Source organism: Limnoraphis robusta BA-68 BA1, from assembly GCF_034932365.1.
Classification (GTDB): domain Bacteria; phylum Cyanobacteriota; class Cyanobacteriia; order Cyanobacteriales; family Microcoleaceae; genus Capilliphycus; species Capilliphycus robustus.
Genome location: NZ_JAYGHR010000076.1, coordinates 21,946 through 44,162 on the forward strand (window position 1 = coordinate 21,946; position 22,217 = coordinate 44,162).

Genomic DNA, 22,217 nt, shown 5'->3' on the forward strand with positions numbered 1-22,217 from the left:
TGGTGATCGCTTAATCAGGTTTCTCGCCAGTCGGACTCATATTTCCCTTGAATGAGATCCCTGATGAATGGATCATACTTGACAACAAAATCGGTATAATTTCACCGTTGAGCTTGGCAAAATATAGCTCTACATCAATGTCTGGATAGCGGTTAAGAATAGACAAATACGCCCGATTCAAGTAATCTACATGAACTTGCTTCTCTCGTTGCGGATCTGAACTTAACTCCGGGTCAAATTTACTGGCATAGGCGCCACAGTCCTGATGGTCGAGAATAATCACTTTTTTGATGTGATGGAGTCGATAAGATAAATCTAATTGATCCCAAAAAGCAACTGTATCAGCATTGTGGGGAAATCCAGCTAAAGCTAGAGAGGCTCCGGCTAACGCTGTCCAATCATACTGATTCCCTAATTTTTGCATTGCTAAAAAGTCAAACTCCAATGCTAGAAAACGAAAGTCAATACAACTCAGAACAAAGGCTTGCGCTTGATGTTTTTCGGCCAAGGCAGGTGAAGCTAATTGCCAGAAAGGTAACGCAATAGCTGCTGGTAGGAGAGATTTCAAAAAATGACGGCGATTAACTAATGTAGGAGTATGACAGCAAAGACAGGGATTCCTCTTTGGTCTGTTGATCAGATGGTTCATGTTTCACCGAATGGATATTATGTTATGGGGTGATTGTGTTTAGGCGGTTTGATCGCGGATGTGTTTTCCCCATAACTTCAAAAGAATTTTAGTCTTCTTTTAAAGTAACCAACTCTCTGGGTTCAGGCTTTATAGCTAAAGGTTTAGAGGATTCTTCAATTCCAGGAGTTAGGGTATAAATTGCCTCAGTTGTTGTTTCAAAACAATTTGACAACCCAATTTTTGCCAATATTCCTGATCGCTCTAGGAGTTGTTGAACTTCGGGCTGCAAACCTGTAAGAATTAAGCGGCAATCGTGGCGTTTTAGATCATGGTAAATATCTTCGAGCGCCACTAACCCAGTGGTATCCATATTGGGAACAAATCGCAGCCGCAAAATCAGATACTTGACTTCGGGTTCATCCCGCAGGAAGGTCACAAACCGTTCGGCAGCACCAAAAAATACAGGCCCATCTACCCGATAAACAGCTATTTGCTTGCTTAACTCCAGGGGAACGCCAGGAGGAAAGACTTCGGTTTCTGGTATTTTGACCAGGCTCAAATCACTCATCCGCTTGATGAACAAAGCACCTGCTGCAATTAATCCAACTTCTACAGCGAGAACTAAGTCAAAACAAATGGTAACTAGCCAGGTAAGAATCATCACAGCAAAGTCGGAGTAGGTCGCACGCATCAGCAAGCCGATCGCTTCCCACTCAATCATCCGCAGGCTAACGACCATGAGAATGCCAGCCAATGCCGCTAGGGGAATTTGTGCCGCTAGGGGAGCTAAAGCCAGGACGATGATCGCTAAGGCAACCCCATGAGTCACGCCAGAAAGTCGGGTTTTGCCTCCAGCACGAACATTAACGGCAGTACGAGCGATCGCGCCCGTCGCCGGAATTCCCCCAAAAAACGGCACGACGATATTCGCCAACCCTTGACCGATCAGTTCCCTGTCACTATTGTGTTTCTCGCTGACGGTCATGCCATCCGCTACCACTGCCGACAGCAACGACTCAATACTCCCCAGTGCTGCCAGTGCCAATGCGGGATTAATCAATTCTCGCAGCAGAGTGAAATCATTCCAGTGGGGAATGCCTTGCGCCATGGGTAACGATTGGGGAATCGAGCCGATAGTGGGGACGTGGAGGTGAAAAAAGGACGCGACAGCCGTTGCTAGGACTAACCCCACTAAAGAACCCGGTATAGTAGTATTAATCCGAGGCCAAAGCAGTTTTGTGACAATCACAACCATCGCCAACCCGACCGAGACCCAATTTGCACCCTCTATATGGGTTGCACTGTCCCACAATCCAGGGAGAAAATGTTCGCTACGGGGCAGTTGCAAGCCAAAGAAATTATTGAGCTGGCCGCAAAAAATAATCACGGCGATACCATTGGTAAACCCTGCCGTCACCGGATAGGGAATAAACTTCACCAGCCGTCCGAGTTTGGCAATCCCCAAAGCAACCTGGATAATTCCGGCCATGACCCCAGCAATCCAAACCTTTTCGATGCCGTACTTGGCGACAATTCCCACTAGGACGACTGCCATTGCCCCGGTAGGCCCTGTTATCTGAACGGGTGAACCCCCAAAGATTGCCGCCACAATCCCCGCCACAATCGCGGTGTAGAGTCCGGCTTTTGGCTCCACCCCACTCGCCACTGCAAAAGCCAGTGCCAAAGGCAGTGCCACCACTGCTGCGGTGAGTCCACCCGTCAAATCGCCACGCCAGTTACTCCATAAGCGATTCAAGCGAAAATGTTGAACTGTATCAGTATTTGCTTTAGTCCACATATCCAATCAATTTCCGACTCTTAATTTGTGAATTGATGCAGGAACTCGTTCTCATTCGAGTTGTTCCAGGGTTGTGCGAACATTAACCAGGTGGTTGTTAAAAACTTCTAAGGAGGCATCCAGCACCTTGAAAATCGCCGTATCACTCACTGAATAATAGACGTAGTTGCCTTGCTTACGGCTCACCACCAGATTCGCCTTACGCAAAATAGCCAACTGCTGAGATACCGAAGAGGCATCTACCTCGATCCACTCGGCAATGTAGTTGACGCTTTTCTCCCCCAGTCGCAAGGTATCCAAGATTTGAATCCGCACAGGGTTAGATAAAACCTTGAAAAAGTCAGCCTTGAAGTAACTTGGTTTAAATGCCATCTAGCTATCTATGTACCTTAAAAGTTTTGCGGATAGTATCAATGTAGCACAACATTGCTCTAACGGTTTGTTACCAATAATCATCGGTAATCCAAAGTAACCGCACTAGCGCAATTCCCGTCATTCCAGCGACAATCGTCCAGGTGAGGGTTAAACCGAGAACATCTGCTAAAAAAAGCTCAGTTGTTTGACGCATCACACCGCCAAACGCCCAACCGACAGACAACCCGACTGTCCAACAAAGCGGACTCACCCACAGCCATTTCCAAGCGCGAGGAACTTGTATTCTCAGGGCTAACCATTGCAAAAATCCGATGCAGATTCCCACCTGACTACCGTCTATAGCCCCATAAGAAATGCGCTGCAATAGGTCTAAAGTTCGGGGAGCAACCCAAGCAATTGCTCCAATATGGGAGTATCCTAATACTGTCCAACCGATGATACTGGCAAAAATCCATTGCCAAGGTTGATAGATGTATTGTCTGAGAACGCACCATTGAGCGAAACCGATAACTGTTCCTCCCACTGCTCCGGCTAATATTCCCATATCGGGGCGTTCACCAATTTCGACCCAAAGTAAACTGACGAAAAAACCGATAATGCTGACAAATACCCACTTCAACCAGAAACCATATTTCGTTTTAATGGGGTAGGGATAGGCTTGAGGGTTCACGAATTGTTTTGTTTTGAGATCGAAATTCATCTAACCTCAAGGAAGTCAGGACAGAAAGACCCGAGCAGCAGTGTTAGAGTTCCCGATTTTAACGTTGAAGTGGGGCGGGAGAAAACCGTTCCCAACTAAAGTGTTTTAATAAAGGATCGGATTTTTGGTCTAGGACGGACTCAGCAATAAGTTTAGCGGTAATGGGAGCGAGTAAAATACCGTTGCGGTAATGACCAACTGCGAGGGTTAAGTTGTCAAAAGGGCTGGTTCCTAAAATGGGGAGTAAATCTGGAGTGGTTGGTCGAAAGCCCCACCAAAATTCTTGTATGGGAAAATCACGTAAAACGGGGTAGATACGGATAGCGCCCGCCAGTAGCGTTTGAACACCGTCTGGGGTTAAACCGACGCTAAAACCGACATCTTCGAGGGTTGCGCCAATCACGATTAAACCATCTCGACGAGGAACGATGTAAATTTCGGTTCCAAATAAGACTTGTTTGAGGGGAAGGGACTCGAAAGATTCTGGGACTTTCAGCGACAGCATTTGTCCTTTTCGCGGATAAACGGGAACTTGCGGAAGCAGTTGTCCTGACCAGGCGCCGGCTGTTAAGATGTAGTGTGAACCTGTGATGGCGCCCTGATTGGTTTGAAGGGCTTCTATGGTTTTTGAGTTGCGGGCGATCGCTTCAACTTCTACCCCTTCGAGGATTTGAACGCCTAACTGTTGGCTAGCGGTTTGTAAGGCTTTGACTAAATAACGACGGTTATCGACTTGAGCATCTTGGGGAAACCACCAACCGCCCACGACTTCTACGCCTAAACCGGGTTGATGTTTGTGAATGGCTTGTTGATCGAGCCAAATTGCCGGAGAATTAGGAGGTTGATAGAGTTCTGTGTGATCGGGAATTTCGTAAACGGGAGCGAGAATTCCACAGTGCCAGTAACCTGTATCTAGACCTGTGATTTCTTCGAGTTTGCTTATCCACTCCCGGTACAAGGCGCGACTGCGTAAGCCTAACTCTAACATTGGCCCTGGTGGAATGACTTCGGCTTGGGGTGCTAACATTCCTGCGGCGACATGACCTGCTGCTTCCTGGAAGTTGCGACTGAGGACTGTGACATGGGCGCCTCGCAGTTTGAGTTCGACTGCTAGGGACAACCCGATTAATCCACCGCCAATAATAATGATGTCATCAGAAGCATTCATTGTGATTCCGAGTTCGGCTATTCTATTTACTAGAGTACCAAATTAATGACGATTTTGTTCAAAAAAATGAGTCATTCTCTAGGATGAAAATTTAACCGCTTGCAAGAATTTTATCTTTATTTTGGGATCGTTTCTAAGCTGACTATTGCTCTGAAGGGGTAGAATCTAATCGGGTTATACTGACTTGATTTTTGAGTTTTAGGAATTGATTGTCTATCGGATCATAGATCCAAGCGTGAATAATGCTATTTCCAAAGGGGAGAACATCGGCTGATAGTTCGACTTGCCATTTGAGGCGGTGTTCAGATGAAGATGGGTTTGAGTTTAAGGGTTGAGAAGTTGATTCTAGGGCGTAGGCGTTTGCGAAAAAAGATTGTTTTTGGGCTTGAGAAAATAGAATAAGATTAGAGTGGTTAGAACTTAGTGATTGCTGAATCCATCCTTCTAGTTTAACAGATTTTGCTGTTGATGAACTTAAAATTTGATCGGAATCTAAAGGAGAGGTTATTTCACCATAATTTTGTTTGGGATAAGAAATGAAAGCGACATTTTGAGCGAATTCTCTAAATTTTAAGCGTTTCAAGTGTTCCGCAGAATCCCAGATGACTTGTACCCAAGAGGCTGAATGGATCTGAAGTAAGCAACTTTGAGGATTCGTTTTCAAAAAAGCTGATTGTTCTAAATAGTTAATCAGATGAAAACAAGTTTTTCCCCCTTGGATCAAGGGTAAATGAGATTGAAGATAAAAAGCAAAATTAGCGGATAAAACTAAATTTAAACCGATCAATATTCCTGTTAAAAACCCAAAAATAAATAATTTATTATCACGGGAAATAATTATAGAGTGATTTGAATTATGTAAAAATATTCGTTGACTGAGTTGAATAATAGCAATGGGAAGTAAAATCGTATGAGTCGTATATCGAGAGGCTAAAATGGCATAATCAGGCCCTAACCCGGAGCGACCGACAGCGATTAAAAGACTACACAATAAGGAAAATAAACTGATAGAAATCCAAGGGGATAAGTTTGGGTTTAAATCAAGTTTATGGTCAGAGGTAATAGCTGAATAGATTAAGCTTAAAAAAATTAATATTATGATTCCTCCCAGTAACCAATTCCACTCATTGGAATCGAGAAAAGGGACAGCAATGAGATTGAGAAAGAAATGAATGGTTGCGAAAAGTTTGTTGTCAGAGACAGTCGGAACAGTATCGGTTTCTTGTCGATAATTAATGGAGTAGATGAGACTAGAAAAGATAAATAGAAAGATCCAAACTAACAATCTGTGTTTTTTCTGTTTGTAGCTTCCTTCTACCGTCCAAACAGTCGGAATTATCCCTAACCAAGATAAGAGTCCTTGGGCTGATGAAAAGCTAGCAATACCGCATAAAAAAGCTGCAATTGTTAATCGGGTTTGAGGTTTAAAGGATTGAGTTGATAAGACTAGACAGGAGAGAATCACACAAAGATTAATTAAGAAAATCGCAATTTGAAATCCCCAAAGCCAGTTTTCATGTTGAACCCAAGAAAAGAGTAAAATGCAGCTTGATAAATTCGCTAAATGGAGGCTATTTTGAGTAGATTGAGCAGTTTTTTTAGCCAGAAAATACAAGGCCAAAAAGGTTGATATTGCTAAAATTATGTTAAAATAAAGTTCCCATGTAATATTCCAGTTGGAAGAAAAAGATAAGCAAATAAAAATCAGTTTAGGGAAAAATAGGCGATGACTGTTGTGTTGAGCGAATAAATTTTTTAGGGTGAGATCACCTGTGGAAAATTTCTCAAACCAATAGGGAAGTATCCATTGATCGAATCGGGGGACATTGACACTAAAGAAGCTGACAAATCCACAAACTCCCAAAATAGGAATAAGATATAAACTCAATAAAGTTAAGGAACGACGCGAGAAGATAGCGGGCTTTTTTTGAGTCATCGCCAGGAACAATGGGTGAACAGAGTCAGGATAAAAGACGCAAATCTAGATACTGTTTTTCTCAAGTTGAGAGATAATAGAATTGAGTCAAGACTGGGGATTAATCAACAAAAGGAGTTTTTAGGTGAAAGGTTTAATACAACTAATGATGATTATAGCCTGTGGAAGTTGGATAGTCGTTGAGGAGAATTTAGCGATCGCCAAACCCACTTATAAAAGTGATTTCAGCATTGTACAAAATCTCGACAATACAGCCGAATTAAGTGTATCTCAAGAAGGAACGGGTGTCTATTCTTTAAACAATCGTTTTCGCGGCACAATAACTTCTGTTTCTGTTAAAGTCAATGAAAATGGAGAAACAGAACTTATTTTTCGTAATAATGATCAACAATTAGCCCGTTTTAAAGGTCAATTGATCCGCAGAGATCCCTACGGTATTAGAGTTAATCTAACAGAGTCAGATATCTTAGATGCGAGTGGAGTAGCCAACATTCAATATAGTTCAGATAAATCATTGATTTATTCAATTTTTGTTGCTGGAACAGTAGAAAATCAGATTTTTTCGATTAATTTTAGCCGATAATCTCTGATTGAGATATCAATTTTTTAAGGATTGAAGTCTACTGAATATAAATCTGTATTTCTCCAGCTAATTTTACAAATTGTCTGTCTTTCGGATCGTAAACCCAAGCTTTAATGATATTGTCTCCCGATGTTAAATTTTCGCTAGAAAATGTGAGATCCCATCGAGAATTTTTGTAGGTTTCAGAGTTGAGAAATTGAACGACATCTGGACTGCCTAAGTTAATATAAGCATTAGCAAAAAAAGATTGATTATCGTTTGTTGATAGAAAGACAAGTTTAGGTTGTTTAGGTTGATTAGGGAGAACAGCCCAGCCATCTATTCTAACGCTTCCACCTATCGGTATAGTCAGAGTTTTTTCTGTTGTCCAAGGAGAACTAATAAAACCATGAACTTGACTAGGTTCTTCGACAAAGGGAATATCTTCTGCAAAGTTTCTGAAGTTAATTTTTTTGAGACGTTCAACTTGTTGTGAGAGTCCAACTGTTGTCGGAACCATTGAAACAAAACAGTTTGCGGGAGAGTTTTCAAAGAATTGTGAGTTTTCCAAGTCTAGATAATTAATTAAATATAAGCAGGTATGAGAAATGTTACTCGGTTGATAAAATTGGGTTTTTGCTGTGGTTAAACTTTGAGATGAACGCATCCAAATAAAACTGGTAATCAGCCCCAATGAAAAGCTAAAAGCTAAAATTTTATTAAGCAAAGTCGGTGAAGTTGAGTTTTGTTCTTTTAAAGATAAATGTAAATTGAATAAATGCAGAATAGCAATGAGTAATAAAATCGAATGGGTTGTATATCTCGACGTTGTTAACCCATAGTCTGCACCTAAATCTGCTCGGCCAATTGTCATCAATATACTGCACAAAATAGAAAATAAACCGATAGATAACCAAGGAGCGGACTCGGAGAAAAAAACGACTCTAAAAGGATTGAAAATAGATGGACGTTGTACCCAAAAACGCAAGATAAGAAATACAAAACAGGAGATGATAATCAATCCAAAAATCAGAGAAACTGCTGAATTTTTCGTTAAAGGTGCGGCTACAACATTTAAAAAAAAGTGAGTGTAAACTCTTAATTTATGCCAAATAGAATCATAATTGACGGTTTCATAATATTCAGTTATCGGTACTGAACTATATTGAATTGAATAAGCAAAACTAGAAACACCAAACAACATCAACCAGAAAATAAATCGTTTAATTCTTTGACCTGGAGAAGTTGCTGATACTGTTAGAATAGAGGGAATTAATGCTAACCATGAAACTAAACCTTGTGCTGAAGAAAAACTAGCAATTATACAAAGAATTCCAGCAAGCTTTAGCTTAGTCTGGGGGTTGAAAGGCGGATAAGCTAAAATAAAGCTAGCGAGAATAACGCAGAAATTGATTAAATATAGAGCGATTTGAAACCCCCATAACCAGTTCGTATATTGAACCCAAGAGAACATTAACAAACAGGTGATCAAATTAAGGGTATGAAATAAAAATATACTTGTGGTTTGAGTTGTTAATTCTGCAAGCTTGTATAAAATAAAAAATGAAAGCGTAGCTAAACAAAAACTCCAGTACAACTCATATATAATATTCCAGTTTGATAAAAAAGCTGTTGCAGCAAAGATTAGCTTGGGAAAAATCATGCGATGATTATTATTTAGCTCCCAAAGTTCGCCAAACACGGAGGGTAAATTAACCTCAGCGATCGCCTCAAATAAATCAACTAAAGCCCATTGATCAGCCCAAATGGGTACATCGACTCCCAATATTTTAATAAAGCCAAAAGTAGCCAAAATCGGCAATAAATATAAAAACCAGAGAAATCCGTAAAAAATAGAAGGATTTTTCTCTTTTTCAAGCTGAGTTTCTAGCAACTTCATTTAAGATTTGATTCTTGATCTTTTTAAAGTTAGAATGATATACTATGCCTGTTGAACTGTCAAGACTCGAACAACACCAAATCCTCAAAAATTTGCTTGTTATTGAAATAATGATCAATCAGCTTTTCACAAATACGGCTTCTGCACTGTGTTACTCTATCATCCAACACTGTTGTCAATCAAGTATCTCTCCCCTGAATTTTCCCCATAATGATGTGGTTCGCTTTGTTTTGCAACAACATAGTCGAATGCCTGACTATCTGCGATTTCCTATTATATTTCTAACACTTTTTTTTAACTTTTGGGGTATTATTATCATGGGTTCTCCCTTTCATCGTCAACCTCACACCTTACGTTTACAACAAATTTCAGCCTGGAAAAATGCACCCTTTAGCTTTAGTCGAGATTTAATGCGTTTTTATGAAAGCTTGGTTGTATTATGCTGGCAATCCTATCAAATTAATACTCTAGAGTAGAGAATAAGGAAAAAATAAATCAATGTCTAAATCCACACCAAACAACAGAATAATTCATCTAAAATCCCCTCTAACTTGTGAAATTGCAGTCATCGGTTCAGGACCAGGAGGGGCAATTACTGCTTGTTTATTAGCGGAAGCAGGGCGAGATGTTTTATTAATAGAAGAAGGTTCCTATTTACCCTTGAAATCTTGTCCGCCTTTTTCCCAAACAGAACTCGAACAAAAGTACCGAAACGGGGGTTTAACCGCAGCTTTTGGCAAGCCGAAAATTCAATATGTAGAAGGGCGATGTGTGGGAGGTGGAAGCGAAATTAATAGCGGACTTTATCACCGAACACCACCGGAAATATTAGAAGAATGGCAAAGAGAATTTGCAGTTGAAGCCCTAACAGAAGCCGATTTAATCCCTCATTTTGAAGCCTGTGAACAAGCTGTTACCGTCTGTAAATTGCCAGGAAAACCACCGCTTGCTTCTCTTAAACTTCATCAGGGAGCAGTCAGTTTGGGTTGGCAATCTTTAGAAATTCCTCGCTGGTTTCGGTATCAAGAACAAACTGATCTTTCTGCAACGCCAAAAGGTACAAGACAGTCAATGACTGAAACCTTCATTCCTAGAGCGTTAAATGCAGGCTGTCAACTGTTAACGAATACTCGAATTAACCTGATTCGTCAGCCGGGAAAATACTGGCTATTGAAAGGAGATTATTTTCTTAATGATCAACAAAAAGAAGCTGTAGAAATTCAAGCAGAAACTCTATTTATTTGTTGTGGAGCCATTCAAACTCCTGATTTATTAAGACGCAGTGGAATCACCCATAATATTGGGAATAATCTACAAATGCACCCGACTGTTAAAGTGATTGCTCAATTTAATGAAATTGTCAATTCAAAAGACATGGGAGTTCCGGTTCATCAAGTCAAAGAATTTGCGCCTAAATTGAGTTTTGGCTGTTCCATTAGTTCGCCACCCTATCTCGCTGTGGGGATGACAGATCACCCGCAATATAGACAGGAAGTAGAGCAAAATTGGCAACAAATGGCAATTTATTACGCCATGATAACAGGTTCAGGAAGAGGTTCTGTTCGCAATATTCCCGGATTTCGTGATCCACTGGTTCGCTATCGCCTGACTCAACAGGATTTAAAAGACTTATCAGAAGGATTGCAAAAATTATCTCAACTTTTGTTTGAAGCGGGAGCCAAAATATTGTATCCTAGTATTTCAAATTTCCCTCGATTAACTCAACCTGATGATCTCAAACAAATTCCCGAAATCTTACCCAAATCTCAAACGAATCTAATGACTGTTCATGTCATGTCATCCTGCCCAATGGGAGAAAATCTAGAAAAATGTGCAGCAAATTCTTTCGGAAAAGTGCATGGTTTTAATAACTTATATATTTCTGATGCCAGTCTACTTTGCACCGCCCCCGGTGTAAATCCTCAAGGTTCAATTATGGCGATCGCACGTCGAAATACTCTAAAATTTTTAGGAAAAGTTTAAAAGCAATCATGGAATTATCAACTCATATAGTGTTAGTAACCGGAGCGTTAGGTTGGTTGGGAACCAGTTTAGTTAAAGCCCTAGCCCAAGGATTAACAGATTGTCAACGTTTCAGTCAACCGCAACAAAATCTAAAAATTCGCTGTTTAATATTACCCAATCAAGATGCAACAATTTTGCAAAAAATATCAGAAAAAATCGAAGTAATAACAGGAGATTTACAAAATCCTCAAGATTGCGATCGCTTTTGTGAAGGTGCCAAAAATGCCATTTTATTTCACACCGCAGGAATTATTCATCCTCAAAAAATCAACGAATTTTATCAAATTAATGTAGAAGGAACCAAAAATTTACTGAATTCCGCCATTCAAGCCGGGATTAAACGAGCGGTTATTGTTTCCTCTAATTCGCCCTGTGGTTGTAATCCTCATCCTGATCATTTATTTGATGAAAAATCGCCCTACAACCCCTATATGAACTATGGGCGTTCTAAAATGTTAATGGAATTAGCCATAAAAGAATATTATCAAGCGGGAAAAATAGAAACGGTTGTTGTTCGTCCACCCTGGTTTTATGGCCCTAACCAACCGCCCAGACAAACCCTATTTTTTCAGATGATTCGAGAGGGAAAAGGGCCGATTGTTGGAGATGGAAATAACCTGCGATCAATGGCTTACGTTGATAACTTGTGTCAGGGTTTACTATTAGCAGCTATCACCGAAAAAGCCAACGGAGAAACCTACTGGATCGCCGATGAACGTCCTTACACGATGAATGAAATTATCAATACGGTTGAAAAATTGTTAGAGTCTGAATTTAATCAAACGTGCAAACATAAGCGGTTAAAACTTCCAGGAATTGCCAGTGAAGTTGCTCTGGGTGTTGATAGTTTTATCCAATCTTTAGGACTCTATCAGCAGAAAATACACGTTTTATCTGAGATGAATAAAACCATCGCTTGTTCCATTGCAAAAGCGAGACGAGAATTGAATTATGATCCGAAAATTTCCTTAGAAGAAGGAATGCGACGCAGTTTAAAATGGGTGTTTGAAAATTATGGAGGAATAGATGGATAATGACTGCTCATATTGTGATAACAGAAGGCTTAGTTTCCGAGGATAATACACCAGAAAAAACCCATTTTTTATCGGATTATTTTGAAGCGGTTCTTCAGCGAATTATTCAAGATGTTCCGTCAACTGAACCTGTATTTATCTCACCCGGAAACGCTTTTGGTTGTGCATTTTCCGAGGAAGAATATGCAGCTCAATATATTCATAATAAGCGACCAGAACTTAACGTAAAATACCCGATAAAAGTTCGTGATCGTCCCTATCTTGATACCTTTGATAACGCTAGACTTCTGCGAAAATGGCTAGAACAGGAAAAATTATGGCCACTAGAAGAGGTAATTTTATATTGCAACGCTCCTCATCATTTAAGAAGTAAAGCCATGTTTGAATTGTGTGAATTTAAAGTCAAACAAGTCATCAAATGTCGCCCCCAAAAGGTACAGCGAAAAATGGTTTCCCGTCTCTGGTTTTATAACTATCCCGTTGTTCAAACGATTTATGAGATCATCGCATTGTGTTATGATTTCAGTCGATGGCTTGTATGGAAAGTGAACCGTCTAAGATTACATCAAAATAACTTGAAATGAATCAAGTTTCTGTTCATTGTGTGAGTGACCTTTGAAATCCTTTACAAATTAACAGGATTCATGTATCGTTTTTGCAGATCAATGGTGTGAGGAGTGAACAAAAGTCAATGAAACATCTCGTTACAGGCGGCTCAGGATTTTTAGGGAATTTAATTGCTCGACGCTTATATGAACGGGGAGAAGACGTCAGCATCCTCGATATTTGGGAAGATCCAACCCGCCCCAAAGATATCAAATTTATTGACTGTGATATCTGTAATCGCCAAGGTGTCGCTGCGGCGATGAAAGGGGTTGATATTGTTCATCATAACGTCGCGTTAGTTCCCCTAACAAAATCCGGTCAAAAGTTTTGGGAAGTGAACGTAGAAGGCAGTAAAATCGCCGCAGAAGAAGCCGTAAAAGCCGACGTTCAGAGCTTTATTCACATGAGTTCTAGTGCTTTATTTGGGGATGCAAAATGTCCAATTAATAACGACACCCCGACTAAAGCGGTGGAAATTTATGGTCGAGCTAAACTAGCAGGAGAAATTGCTGTTCGAGAGGTTTGTGAACAAGGAAATTTACCTTTAATTGTCATTCGTCCCCGGACTATTTTAGGAGAAGGAAGACTCGGCATTTTTCAGATTTTATTTGAGTGGATTCAAGAAGGACGAAATGTGTATGTGATAGGCGATGGTAATATTAAATTTCAATTTGTTCACGCCTTAGATTTAATGGATGCTTATTTATTAGCCCTTGATTTAGGTAAACCCGGAATTTATAATGTCGGAACCGATCGCTTTGGAACCCTACGAGAAGGTTTAGAACATTTAATTAGTTACGCGGGAACTAAATCTCAAGTTAAAAGTCTACCAACAGGATTAACCATTAACACCTTAAGACTTTTAGATTTAGTCGGTTTGAGTCCCCTTGCACCTTGGCATTACTTAACCTATCATAAAGAGTTTTATTTTGATGTTAATCCTTTGTTACAACTCGGCTGGAAACCCAAATATTCTAATGATGAAATGTTCCAGGAAAGTTATGATTGGTTTCAGAAAAATTATGATAAATTACTGGCAGAAAAAGCTGGTTCTGCTCACCGACGTCCTGTTAAAGAAAAGCTACTTTGGGTTCTCAAAAAGTTTTCTTAAATACCATAAGCGATGTTTAAATTGTTCAATAAATATTCCTTCGATTTGAGTCTCCTAACTAGCTTCATCATTCTGAGTGTCTTCATCTACAGTCAAACGTTGAATACATTTTTCTTGTCTGATGACTTTGATCGAATTTATAATATTCAGCAAAACGGCATCTTTGGAGTTTGGACAACTTCACCCGAAATCTTTTTTAGACCGATTATTTCGATTACATTATTCATTGATTATGTAATTTGGCATTTAAACCCCTTGGGTTATCATTTAACGAATGTTATCTTTCATGCAGCTTGTTCTTTTCTCGTCTATATTCTGTCAATTTTACTGTTAAATAAAACTCAGCTTCCTCAGAAAAAAATTAGACTTATTTCTGTAATTGCTGGTTTCATTTTTTTAGTCTTACATAGTCATGTCGAGGCGGTTTCTTGGATTTCAGCCCGTGCCGATATCGTTGTTACTTTTTTTGTTTTAGCTGCTTTTTGTTTTTATCTACTCTATAAACAATCTTACAAACTTTTTCATCTCAGCATTTCATACCTTCTGTTTTTAGGAGGACTGTTTTCTAAAGAGTCAGCTTTAATTTTTCCCGGTTATATTTTTCTTTATGAACTTTACCAATTTTTCACTTCTCAAACTAAACTCAAATCAGTTTACCAAGTTTTCTATCTTCCCATTATCTATAGTACCGCTTGGCTGATTTATTTTCCTCTCAGATACTTAGGTCTTGGTAAATTATTAGGTGGATATGGTGGCGATGTTCATCTTGATTTTAACAGGTTTGTCATTTTTCAGGGATTTTATTCTAGTTTAAGAGTGATTATTCCTCCCCTCCCTCTCTCTCGTCCACTACTCTGGCAAATTTTATTTATTCTTTTCCTGACGGCAATCATACTATTTATTAAACAATCCTACAAACAAGGTTTTTTAGAGAAAAATATCGCCAGCTTCACTCTTTTTTTATTGAGTTTATTTTTATTGTCTCTACTTCCTTTTATTAATATTGGTGTCTCGATGCAAGATACACAATCTGAACGATTTTTATACTTTTCTTCTGCTATTTTGTCGATTTTAATAGCTGTAGTAATAGGGTTTTTGTTAATTCAACGTCCGCTTATTTTAATGATACTGATCACTTGTTTTTCCATTTTATCTCTCAATCAGACTTACCTTTCTAACCAAAACTGGAAAATTGCTAGTCAAGTCTCTCAACAAACGATTGAAAGTCTAAAATCTTTAAAAGAAAACCAGGGAATGTTTATAATGAACTTACCTGATAATTTGAAAAGTGCCTATATTTATCGAAATGGTTTCTATCCGGCTATTCAACTATTTTGTCCTTTCGTAAAAGTAGATTGGTTGATCATTGCATCATTCCAAAATCTTTTTAATTCTACAGATGAAGTAGAAGTAAGCAGTATCACTTCCCATGAATATCGGGTGACAATCCTCAACCCTGATAGTTATTTTATCAACGTTCCAGCACTGTTAGAAAAAAAACTAGAAGCAGATGGATTTGAACTCTCCAGTATAGACTTTGAGACTTACCGTTCTTATACGATAAAAATCAAGGATACCATTCGTTTACATCGAATATTTTACTACACAAACCAAAAATTAAAAAGAGTGCTAACTTAATGAAAAACGAGGCAATTAGATGAACTTAAATATCAGTGGTTGGGGTTTTGTTTTAATCGCCGCGATTAACAACTCTATCGGTAGTTTACTCTTAAAAAAATCCCGTTTAGTTGCAACAGATCCCAGTTTGATCGGTTTACTGCTTTCTCCCTGGTTTATCGCTGGATTGTGTGTTTATGGAATTAACGTGATTTTATTCGCCAAAGCCTTAGAAAAATTACCTGTTTCCGTCGCCTATCCCGTTTTTGCTGCAATTGGGTTTAGCTTAATTGCTTTAGGGGGGGGTTGGTTCTTCGGGGAACAACTGGAGATTAATCAATGGATAGGCTTAGGAATGATCCTCGCAGGGATTATAATCATGTCACGTTAAGAAATGCCGGGATTTTGATTGTCCCTTAACGGAATTATAGTGGTGTGCGTGAGGACTAAAAAATGAAAGAGACTTACAAAGAAAAAATTTCTTTATCCCCAAACTCTAACGACATCTCAGATTTTGATTCTTCGGTGGAGAGTCGTTGGAGTCTAGAGATTATTAAATTAATGCGTCCCCATCAATGGACGAAAAACTTTTTCTGTCTAGCGGGTGTTATTTTTGGGGAACGATTATTAGAACCCCAGTCTATTGCTTTAAGTAGTTTAACGGTTATTCTATTTTCAGCAATGGCTTCGGCAGTTTATATCTTTAATGATATTCAAGATGTGGAATGCGATCGCCGCCATCCCAAAAAACGATTTCGTCCAATTGCTAGCGGGAAAATAAACATTAAAACCGCTCTTTTTCTCGGGCTATTTTTAGCAACATTTTCTTTAGTAGGTGCCTTCCATTTAGGATTAGCAACTTTAACCTGTATGTTGCTGTATGCAGTGAATAATATCTTCTATTCTCTCCATCTCAAAAATGTCCCTTTATTTGATGTAAGCTGCATCGCCTTTGGTTTTGTTTTGCGACTGTTAGCGGGAATTTATGCGTTAGGAGATATTCCCACCGCTTGGATTACCCTTTGTACCTTTTTTCTGACTCTATTTTTAGGATTTGCCAAACGCCGATCCGAACTTTTATCCCTTCTCAATCAGACCCTAAATTCTGAGTTACAATCGGATTCAGAACCACAATTAGAACCTCATCAAACTCCCCTGATTAATCGACATTATCTCAAGCTTTTTTATCAACGGGGCAAAGCCAATAAACAACGTCCAGTATTAGCACAATATACCCTGCCTTTTTTAGATTCTTTACTCAATAGCACAGCGACTATGACCATTATGTGCTATGCTTTATTTACCATCGCATCTGATAAAAATCCCTCGCTGGTGATCACAGTGCCGATTGTTTATTATGCCGTGATGCACTATAAATGGATGGTAACAGTTCTGGCAATTGGAGAAGAACCCGATCAGATTGTGCTGCAAGATCAAGCCATTAAAATCAGCTTGCTGGTTTGGTTAGTTGCTTATCTGGCGATTGTATATTTTGACATTCATTTATTTGTCTGAACCGAAAGATCTGATCGCAACAGCTTAACGTTTGATCCCTGTCTCAACAAAGCAGAGATTAAAAAATCTGCATCATCTCTGACAACCCCTCAAAAAAAATGGGTGAATAATAAAAGTCTCACTTGTTTAGGAGAAAAGAAGCTCATGGGTCGCGCTACGAAAGCTGTATTAGCCTATTCCGGTGGAGTCGATACCTCCGTTTGTATCCCCTATTTAAAAAATGAGTTTGGGGTAGAAGGAGTGATCACACTCGCCGCCGACTTAGGACAGGGAGATGAACTCGAACCGATTAAGCAAAAAGCGCTTGATTCGGGTGCCGAGGAGTCTCTCGTGATTGATGTGCGGGAGAGATTTGTTAACGAATTCGCCTTTCCCGCCATTCAAGCCAATGCCTTTTATGAAAATCGTTATCCCCTCTCAACCGCTCTGGCTCGCCCTCTGATTGCTCAAATTTTAGTCGAAGCCGCCGAAAAATACGGAGCCGATGCGATCGCTCACGGTTGTACGGGAAAAGGAAACGATCAGGTGCGGTTTGATGTTTCCATCATGGCGCTCAACCCCAAACTGAAAATCCTCGCTCCCGCTAGAGAATGGGGAATGAGTCGGGAAGAAACCATTGCTTATGGCGAAAAATACGGAATTCAGTCTCCGGTGAAAAAGTCCTCTCCCTATAGCTTAGACCGCAATTTATTAGGGATGGCAATTGAAGCAGGTCCCCTCGAAGATCCCTGGGTTGAACCCCCGAATGATGTCTTCCGTCTCACCAAAGCGATTGAAGATACTCCCAACGAACCCGAATATGTAGAAATAGGCTTTGAGAAAGGGATTCCCGTGAGTTTAAACGGAGAATTTCTCGATGGAGTGGCGTTGATTACCAAGCTTAACCAAATGTCAGGTAATCATGGCATTGGGCGCATCGACATGATAGAAAACCGTTTAGTCGGGATTAAGTCTCGCGAGATTTATGAATGTCCGGCGATGACGGTGTTAATTCATGCTCATCGGGATCTCGAAAGTCTAACCTTGACTTCTGATGTGACGCGCTACAAGCGGGGAATTGAAGAAACCTACAGCCAACTGGTTTATAACGGCTTGTGGTTTAGTCCGTTGAAAGGAGCGCTCGATGCGTTTGTTCAGCAGACGCAAGAACGGGTGACAGGCGTAGTCCGGGTCAAACTGTTTAAAGGCAATGCGATCATGGCTGGGCGTCAATCCGCTAACTCTCTCTATAGCATGGATTTGGCAACCTATGGCGCTGAAGATGCCTTCGATCACAAAGCGGCTGAAGGGTTTATCTACGTTTGGGGATTACCGACACGAGTTTGGTCAGAGAAGCTGAGACAGTAAATGTATTTGTAGGGGCGGGGATTTACAGTGATCAGTTATGCAGTGACCAGTGATCAGTTGTCAGTTTGTTTTCACTGTGTACTGGTCACTGTTCACTAATTACTGGTAACTGTTTTTAGAGGGAAAGCAACAAGGGCCGGAAGCCATGTTTAACGGAAACTTTACCAATCAAATCCATTTTGTCAACGGTAATTTGATTGCGTCCCCAAGAAAAATTGGTGTAAATTTTTTCAAATTCCAACAACATCGATTCGGCAAAACAGGCAAACAGTTGACGGGCGGGGACTTGCATATTGACAATTTTCATAATTTTCCAGTCAATATCAAGGGAATGTTCAACAATACCGCCTTCTAAAATGTGAATGCCGGGATGTTGAATTTTGGTTGCCATATTCTTGGGATAACCGCCATCGATCAGCAAACAAGGTTGCTGCAAGGTGTTGGGATCGATTTCTATACCTTTTGCCATACTCGCCACCCAAACCACAACATCAGCCAGGGGAAGCGCTTCTTCTAGCCCTAAGATTTTACCCCGTCCGAGTTCTCCTTGCAGGTTTTGTAGACGTTCGCGATCGCGAGCAATTAGTAACAATTCTCCCACCTGAGTCCGTTGGTTGAGCCAACGACAAACTGCACTCCCAATGTCCCCTGTAGCCCCACAAACGGCGACTGTCGCATTCGATAAGTCTATGCCCAACTTCGGCGCCATCTGTTCAACTTGACGACAGATAATATAGGCGGTGTGGGTGTTTCCAGTGGTAAAGCGTTCAAACTCTAGCTTGATGTTGCGGACTTGCCGGATTTTATCCAAATTAAAATTTTCAAAAATAATGGAGGAGAATCCGCCCAAGGCAGTTATATTAATGCCATGTTTTTGAGCATGAGCCATCGCGTTAATGATCTTGCGTGTCGCGGCTTTAATACGACGACTGGCTAACATTTCGGGCAGAAAACAGGATTCGACATAGCGGCCTTCAATCACTTGGCCTGTAACGCTTGTCACCTTAATTTCATCCACAATTTGGGGCGGCGCACTGCACCAAAAATCCAACCCTTGATCGGCGTATTCTGGATAGCCCAAGTCTTTTGCAACCAACTGGGCGTGTTCCAAACTTGTCAGATGACCAATTAAACCAAACATAGTCCGTCACTACACTTTAGATAGATTTTAGATTTTAACTTGACCTGGGGCTGGATGTCGGTGAGGGTGCGATCGCTTGACCTCTGACCAACCAGAGTCGAGGATGATGAGATAGTGGATCATTGAGTCTGAAAACCTCCGAGTTCCTCGTCTCTGGCCGTTTTTAGAGTCCCATTGATTTGAGGATTTAGACGCCTTTGAGACCGTAGGCAGACATCCGCATGATGTCTCGGGTTGTGAACCCAATATTGCTCAGGGCTTCGCCGTAAGCAATCATAAAGTCCTCAACGAGAGCATCTTTTTCCATGCCCAAAATCTCTGCATCATTTTCAACTTCGTTGAGCATTTTCCAGACTAAAGGTAAGTTCTGGGCGTTAGCTTCTTCGAGTTCAGCTTTAGACTCCTCAAAATGAGCTTTGAGCCATTCCTCACCAAAGTTGAGGTGCATATACTCGTCTTTGACGACTCCTTCGGTGATTTTGCGAGCAAAGGGGTCAGCAACCGGGATATAGATGTTGTAAGCTGCGATCGCAAAGCTTTCGATAATCAAAGATTGAATCAGCAAACAAGTAACAACCTTTCCATCGGCGGCTGCGGCTTGGAAATTCTGATGCAATGGGCTAAAGAACTGACGGGCAAACTCCATATCGGGAGTCACGTCCAGATTGCGACCACAGGCTTGGAATCCCTTCATGTGACGGTTTTCCATCTTCGAGAGACGCACTAACTCGTCTTTTTCATCCGGTAACATTTCACCCAGCTTGATGTAGTTATCGTGGGCTTCTTGCTCTCCCTCGATCACAATCGCATTAATTCGGCTGTAGGCATCTTTGTAAGTATTGGTATTAAAGTCGATTTCTGCAATGGCTTCAAGCTGTGGCATAGATTTACTAGCTCCTCATTATCAATGAGTTCAATCAGTTTATTTTGACCTGTTTTAGCTCCTGATCAGCCAGAAGACTGATTTCAGGAGTTCGTTTATTTTGACAGAAGCTGAGATATTGACGATATCGAGTTCGCCCAGAATTGGGGACGTTCTCAGATTGTGTTTGATCTCAACCGCTTAGTGTAACGCTTCGGATCGCGTTTTTCTGGTGTCCAGTTCTTCAACTTCTCTAGAAATGATTTGGCGCTAACGCCTGAGCCTTGTTGATTTGATCGCCATCTTGGGAGAGGATTAAAACAACACTCGACGTTTATTGACCTGGCATCACTCCCGCTTAGGAGGAAATACTGAACCTATAGTTACTTTACCTATTTAAGCGAAGATTTGGCTAATTTTATCCTCATCTCAAGAGGGTAGGGTGCGTTGATCGAGCAAAATTGCAGCTTTTATAAGTTTCGCTTAATTCTTTCGCCTACACACCTCACACAAGACTTATGGGAAAATTGATGCAATCCTCAAAATTTCTCCTGTGGCTGAGTTTAGCGTTGTTGTCGCTGGGGGCGGTGCTGGTACTTCTCCCCTTGGTGATTGTTGTACTGACTTCGTTATCTGGGGTGGGTTCGGCTGAAAACCCTGGCAAATTTACGCTGGCTTTTTATCGAGAAGCTTGGCAACGGGGTAACTTTTTGTTAGCTTTTGCTAATTCTACTTTAGTTGCGCTTGCGGTTACAGGATTTCAGATGATCACTTCGGCTTTAGCGGGTTATGCCCTGGCTCGTTTAAGGTTTCGTGGACGACAGGCAGTTTTATTGATTGTTTTAACAACTCTAATTATACCCTTTCAGTTGTTGGTTATTCCAATTTTTATGGTTCTCAAGTGGGGAGATCTGATCAATACCTACTGGGCTTTAATTTTACCGACGGCTGTCAATGGGTTTGGAATTTTTCTGCTTCGTCAATATTTCCTAACCATTCCTGTAGAATTGGAGGAAGCTGCTGCTCTCGATGGGGCGAATCGTTGGCAGATTTTGTGGCAGGTGATTCTTCCCTGTGCTAAACCTGCATTGGTGACGCTGTTTTTGTTTACCTTTATTGGCGAGTGGAATGATTTGTTTAAGCCTTTGGTTTTTACTACTCGACCTGAACTGAAAACCGTCCAGTTAGCTTTAGCTGAGTTTCAAGAACAGTTTACCAGTAGTTGGTCTTTAATGATGGCGGCGGTTGTGATTTCGACTGTGCCTGTTGTGGTGTTATTTCTCCTCGGTCAGCGTCAGTTTATTCGGGGTATTGCGGCTACGGGAATTAAAAACTAACGTTTAAATTGAATAAAAAAATAATGCCACCTTTCGAGCAGCAATTCTGACAAACTTTTGACAACTGACTGCGTTTGTCTCTCCAGTTTTAACTGATGTAAGACTTTTTCCGCCAAGATTTACCCAGATTGATCACCGTAGCGGTTACAATCTCAATCAGCTTTAATAAGCTGCTTGAATGAGCGATTGTCCAAATATTAACCGCTAAACACAAGCTCCCTAAAGCCAGTAAAATGTAGGTGGGCATCATTACCACCCCAATACTAAACCAACTGTAAACGTGCAGTAGCATCAGCACAGCATAAAAGCTTGCAAATCCTATCATTAACCGCACTTTAACCGCAGAGTATCTCATCCCTGTAAAAACCAAGGTTTGCAGAGTTGCCAGCACATTGGCGGGAACTAGAAACGCACAAATGGTCAGACAATTGGCACGGGAAAACTCAGCAATTGCATTAATATCTACTAGCATCTTTGTGTAACTCAGTGAAATCATTAACAGATTAACTTTACAGATGTTTTGGGTTTGATTTCTGACATCTCGTTAACATT

The 22,217-nt window shown here is 40.6% G+C and carries 21 protein-coding genes; 11 read left to right on the plus strand and 10 right to left on the minus strand.

Annotated features, from left to right (window positions below; all coding sequences use genetic code 11):
- Positions 1–10 precede the first annotated feature (10 nt).
- From VB836_RS22025 to VB836_RS22050, 6 genes are all read right to left on the minus strand, one after another.
- A complete protein-coding gene (locus VB836_RS22025) occupies positions 11–568 on the minus strand; it encodes a carbonic anhydrase (protein WP_323222558.1) in 558 nt (185 codons plus the stop codon).
- A 169-nt stretch (positions 569–737) separates the two neighbouring features.
- The gene (locus VB836_RS22030) at positions 738–2,429 is read right to left on the minus strand and encodes a SulP family inorganic anion transporter (RefSeq protein WP_323222560.1); all 1,692 of its coding nucleotides are present in this window, start codon (positions 2,427–2,429) and stop codon (positions 738–740) included.
- A 51-nt stretch (positions 2,430–2,480) separates the two neighbouring features.
- Positions 2,481–2,801, minus strand: a complete 321-nt coding sequence (locus tag VB836_RS22035; RefSeq protein ID WP_323222562.1) for an ArsR/SmtB family transcription factor — start codon at positions 2,799–2,801, stop codon at positions 2,481–2,483.
- Between the two features lie 70 nt (positions 2,802–2,871).
- Entirely contained in the window at positions 2,872–3,504 is a 633-nt protein-coding gene (locus VB836_RS22040; protein ID WP_323222564.1) for a hypothetical protein, read from the minus strand.
- Positions 3,505–3,562: 58 nt separating this feature from the next.
- On the minus strand, positions 3,563–4,672 hold the full coding sequence (gene thiO, locus VB836_RS22045; protein ID WP_323222566.1) for a glycine oxidase ThiO: 1,110 nt from the start codon (positions 4,670–4,672) through the stop codon (positions 3,563–3,565).
- 142 nt (positions 4,673–4,814) lie between these two features.
- Positions 4,815–6,608: a hypothetical protein gene (locus tag VB836_RS22050; protein WP_323222568.1), complete on the minus strand. Its 1,794-nt coding sequence runs from the start codon at positions 6,606–6,608 to the stop codon at positions 4,815–4,817.
- 145 nt (positions 6,609–6,753) lie between these two features.
- Between VB836_RS22050 and VB836_RS22055 the strand changes: the two genes are divergently transcribed.
- Positions 6,754–7,191: a flagellar basal body L-ring protein FlgH gene (locus VB836_RS22055; RefSeq protein ID WP_323222570.1), complete on the plus strand. Its 438-nt coding sequence runs from the start codon at positions 6,754–6,756 to the stop codon at positions 7,189–7,191.
- A 37-nt stretch (positions 7,192–7,228) separates the two neighbouring features.
- Here VB836_RS22055 and VB836_RS22060 read toward each other — a convergent pair whose 3' ends face one another.
- Positions 7,229–9,070 carry a hypothetical protein gene (locus VB836_RS22060; protein ID WP_323222572.1) on the minus strand — a complete coding sequence of 614 codons (1,842 nt, stop codon included), beginning with the start codon at positions 9,068–9,070 and terminating at the stop codon, positions 7,229–7,231.
- A 44-nt stretch (positions 9,071–9,114) separates the two neighbouring features.
- Between VB836_RS22060 and VB836_RS22065 the strand changes: the two genes are divergently transcribed.
- The 9 genes from VB836_RS22065 (at position 9,115) to VB836_RS22105 (ending at position 18,325) form a co-directional block, all read left to right on the plus strand.
- Positions 9,115–9,546, plus strand: a complete 432-nt coding sequence (locus VB836_RS22065) for a hypothetical protein (RefSeq protein ID WP_323222574.1) — start codon at positions 9,115–9,117, stop codon at positions 9,544–9,546.
- 22 nt (positions 9,547–9,568) lie between these two features.
- A complete protein-coding gene (locus VB836_RS22070; protein WP_323222577.1) occupies positions 9,569–11,053 on the plus strand; it encodes a GMC family oxidoreductase in 1,485 nt (494 codons plus the stop codon).
- Positions 11,054–11,061: 8 nt separating this feature from the next.
- Positions 11,062–12,129, plus strand: a complete 1,068-nt coding sequence (locus VB836_RS22075; protein WP_323222579.1) for an NAD-dependent epimerase/dehydratase family protein — start codon at positions 11,062–11,064, stop codon at positions 12,127–12,129.
- On the plus strand, positions 12,129–12,713 hold the full coding sequence (locus tag VB836_RS22080) for a YdcF family protein (protein ID WP_046280041.1): 585 nt from the start codon (positions 12,129–12,131) through the stop codon (positions 12,711–12,713). The genes VB836_RS22075 and VB836_RS22080 overlap by 1 nt, the downstream gene beginning before the upstream one ends.
- 107 nt (positions 12,714–12,820) lie before the next feature.
- Positions 12,821–13,846, plus strand: coding sequence for an NAD-dependent epimerase/dehydratase family protein (locus VB836_RS22085; protein ID WP_046280042.1), 1,026 nt, complete (start codon positions 12,821–12,823; stop codon positions 13,844–13,846).
- Between the two features lie 12 nt (positions 13,847–13,858).
- Positions 13,859–15,484: a hypothetical protein gene (locus tag VB836_RS22090; protein WP_323222583.1), complete on the plus strand. Its 1,626-nt coding sequence runs from the start codon at positions 13,859–13,861 to the stop codon at positions 15,482–15,484.
- Positions 15,485–15,503: 19 nt separating this feature from the next.
- The gene (locus tag VB836_RS22095; protein ID WP_323222585.1) at positions 15,504–15,854 is read left to right on the plus strand and encodes a DMT family transporter; all 351 of its coding nucleotides are present in this window, start codon (positions 15,504–15,506) and stop codon (positions 15,852–15,854) included.
- Positions 15,855–15,916: 62 nt separating this feature from the next.
- Positions 15,917–16,978: a UbiA prenyltransferase family protein gene (locus VB836_RS22100; RefSeq protein ID WP_323222586.1), complete on the plus strand. Its 1,062-nt coding sequence runs from the start codon at positions 15,917–15,919 to the stop codon at positions 16,976–16,978.
- A 144-nt stretch (positions 16,979–17,122) separates the two neighbouring features.
- The gene (locus VB836_RS22105; RefSeq protein WP_049561639.1) at positions 17,123–18,325 is read left to right on the plus strand and encodes an argininosuccinate synthase; all 1,203 of its coding nucleotides are present in this window, start codon (positions 17,123–17,125) and stop codon (positions 18,323–18,325) included.
- A gap of 115 nt (positions 18,326–18,440) precedes the next feature.
- Here VB836_RS22105 and VB836_RS22110 read toward each other — a convergent pair whose 3' ends face one another.
- Complete coding sequence (locus tag VB836_RS22110; protein WP_323222588.1) at positions 18,441–19,466, minus strand: long-chain acyl-[acyl-carrier-protein] reductase; 1,026 nt, start codon at positions 19,464–19,466, stop codon at positions 18,441–18,443.
- 187 nt (positions 19,467–19,653) lie between these two features.
- Positions 19,654–20,349, minus strand: coding sequence for an aldehyde oxygenase (deformylating) (locus tag VB836_RS22115; RefSeq protein WP_046278874.1), 696 nt, complete (start codon positions 20,347–20,349; stop codon positions 19,654–19,656).
- Between the two features lie 509 nt (positions 20,350–20,858).
- On the opposite strand from VB836_RS22115, the gene VB836_RS22120 reads away from it, so the two are divergent.
- Positions 20,859–21,665, plus strand: coding sequence for a carbohydrate ABC transporter permease (locus VB836_RS22120; protein WP_407659725.1), 807 nt, complete (start codon positions 20,859–20,861; stop codon positions 21,663–21,665).
- A gap of 88 nt (positions 21,666–21,753) precedes the next feature.
- Here VB836_RS22120 and VB836_RS22125 read toward each other — a convergent pair whose 3' ends face one another.
- Positions 21,754–22,137: a hypothetical protein gene (locus VB836_RS22125; protein WP_046278876.1), complete on the minus strand. Its 384-nt coding sequence runs from the start codon at positions 22,135–22,137 to the stop codon at positions 21,754–21,756.
- Positions 22,138–22,217 lie beyond the last annotated feature (80 nt).

Excerpts from the sequence above, each read along its gene's own strand:
- VB836_RS22030 (WP_323222560.1), bottom strand. The coding sequence starts at position 2,429 with ATGTGGACTAAAGCAAATACTGATACAGTTCAACATTTTCGCTTGAAT.
- VB836_RS22035 (WP_323222562.1), bottom strand. The coding sequence starts at position 2,801 with ATGGCATTTAAACCAAGTTACTTCAAGGCTGACTTTTTCAAGGTTTTA.
- VB836_RS22040 (WP_323222564.1), bottom strand. The coding sequence starts at position 3,504 with ATGAATTTCGATCTCAAAACAAAACAATTCGTGAACCCTCAAGCCTAT.
- thiO (WP_323222566.1), bottom strand. The coding sequence starts at position 4,672 with ATGAATGCTTCTGATGACATCATTATTATTGGCGGTGGATTAATCGGG.
- VB836_RS22050 (WP_323222568.1), bottom strand. The coding sequence starts at position 6,608 with ATGACTCAAAAAAAGCCCGCTATCTTCTCGCGTCGTTCCTTAACTTTA.
- VB836_RS22055 (WP_323222570.1), top strand. The coding sequence starts at position 6,754 with ATGATGATTATAGCCTGTGGAAGTTGGATAGTCGTTGAGGAGAATTTA.
- VB836_RS22060 (WP_323222572.1), bottom strand. The coding sequence starts at position 9,070 with ATGAAGTTGCTAGAAACTCAGCTTGAAAAAGAGAAAAATCCTTCTATT.
- VB836_RS22065 (WP_323222574.1), top strand. The coding sequence starts at position 9,115 with ATGCCTGTTGAACTGTCAAGACTCGAACAACACCAAATCCTCAAAAAT.
- VB836_RS22070 (WP_323222577.1), top strand. The coding sequence starts at position 9,569 with ATGTCTAAATCCACACCAAACAACAGAATAATTCATCTAAAATCCCCT.
- VB836_RS22075 (WP_323222579.1), top strand. The coding sequence starts at position 11,062 with ATGGAATTATCAACTCATATAGTGTTAGTAACCGGAGCGTTAGGTTGG.
- VB836_RS22080 (WP_046280041.1), top strand. The coding sequence starts at position 12,129 with ATGACTGCTCATATTGTGATAACAGAAGGCTTAGTTTCCGAGGATAAT.
- VB836_RS22085 (WP_046280042.1), top strand. The coding sequence starts at position 12,821 with ATGAAACATCTCGTTACAGGCGGCTCAGGATTTTTAGGGAATTTAATT.
- VB836_RS22090 (WP_323222583.1), top strand. The coding sequence starts at position 13,859 with ATGTTTAAATTGTTCAATAAATATTCCTTCGATTTGAGTCTCCTAACT.
- VB836_RS22095 (WP_323222585.1), top strand. The coding sequence starts at position 15,504 with ATGAACTTAAATATCAGTGGTTGGGGTTTTGTTTTAATCGCCGCGATT.
- VB836_RS22100 (WP_323222586.1), top strand. The coding sequence starts at position 15,917 with ATGAAAGAGACTTACAAAGAAAAAATTTCTTTATCCCCAAACTCTAAC.
- VB836_RS22105 (WP_049561639.1), top strand. The coding sequence starts at position 17,123 with ATGGGTCGCGCTACGAAAGCTGTATTAGCCTATTCCGGTGGAGTCGAT.
- VB836_RS22110 (WP_323222588.1), bottom strand. The coding sequence starts at position 19,466 with ATGTTTGGTTTAATTGGTCATCTGACAAGTTTGGAACACGCCCAGTTG.
- VB836_RS22115 (WP_046278874.1), bottom strand. The coding sequence starts at position 20,349 with ATGCCACAGCTTGAAGCCATTGCAGAAATCGACTTTAATACCAATACT.
- VB836_RS22120 (WP_407659725.1), top strand. The coding sequence starts at position 20,859 with ATGCAATCCTCAAAATTTCTCCTGTGGCTGAGTTTAGCGTTGTTGTCG.
- VB836_RS22125 (WP_046278876.1), bottom strand. The coding sequence starts at position 22,137 with ATGCTAGTAGATATTAATGCAATTGCTGAGTTTTCCCGTGCCAATTGT.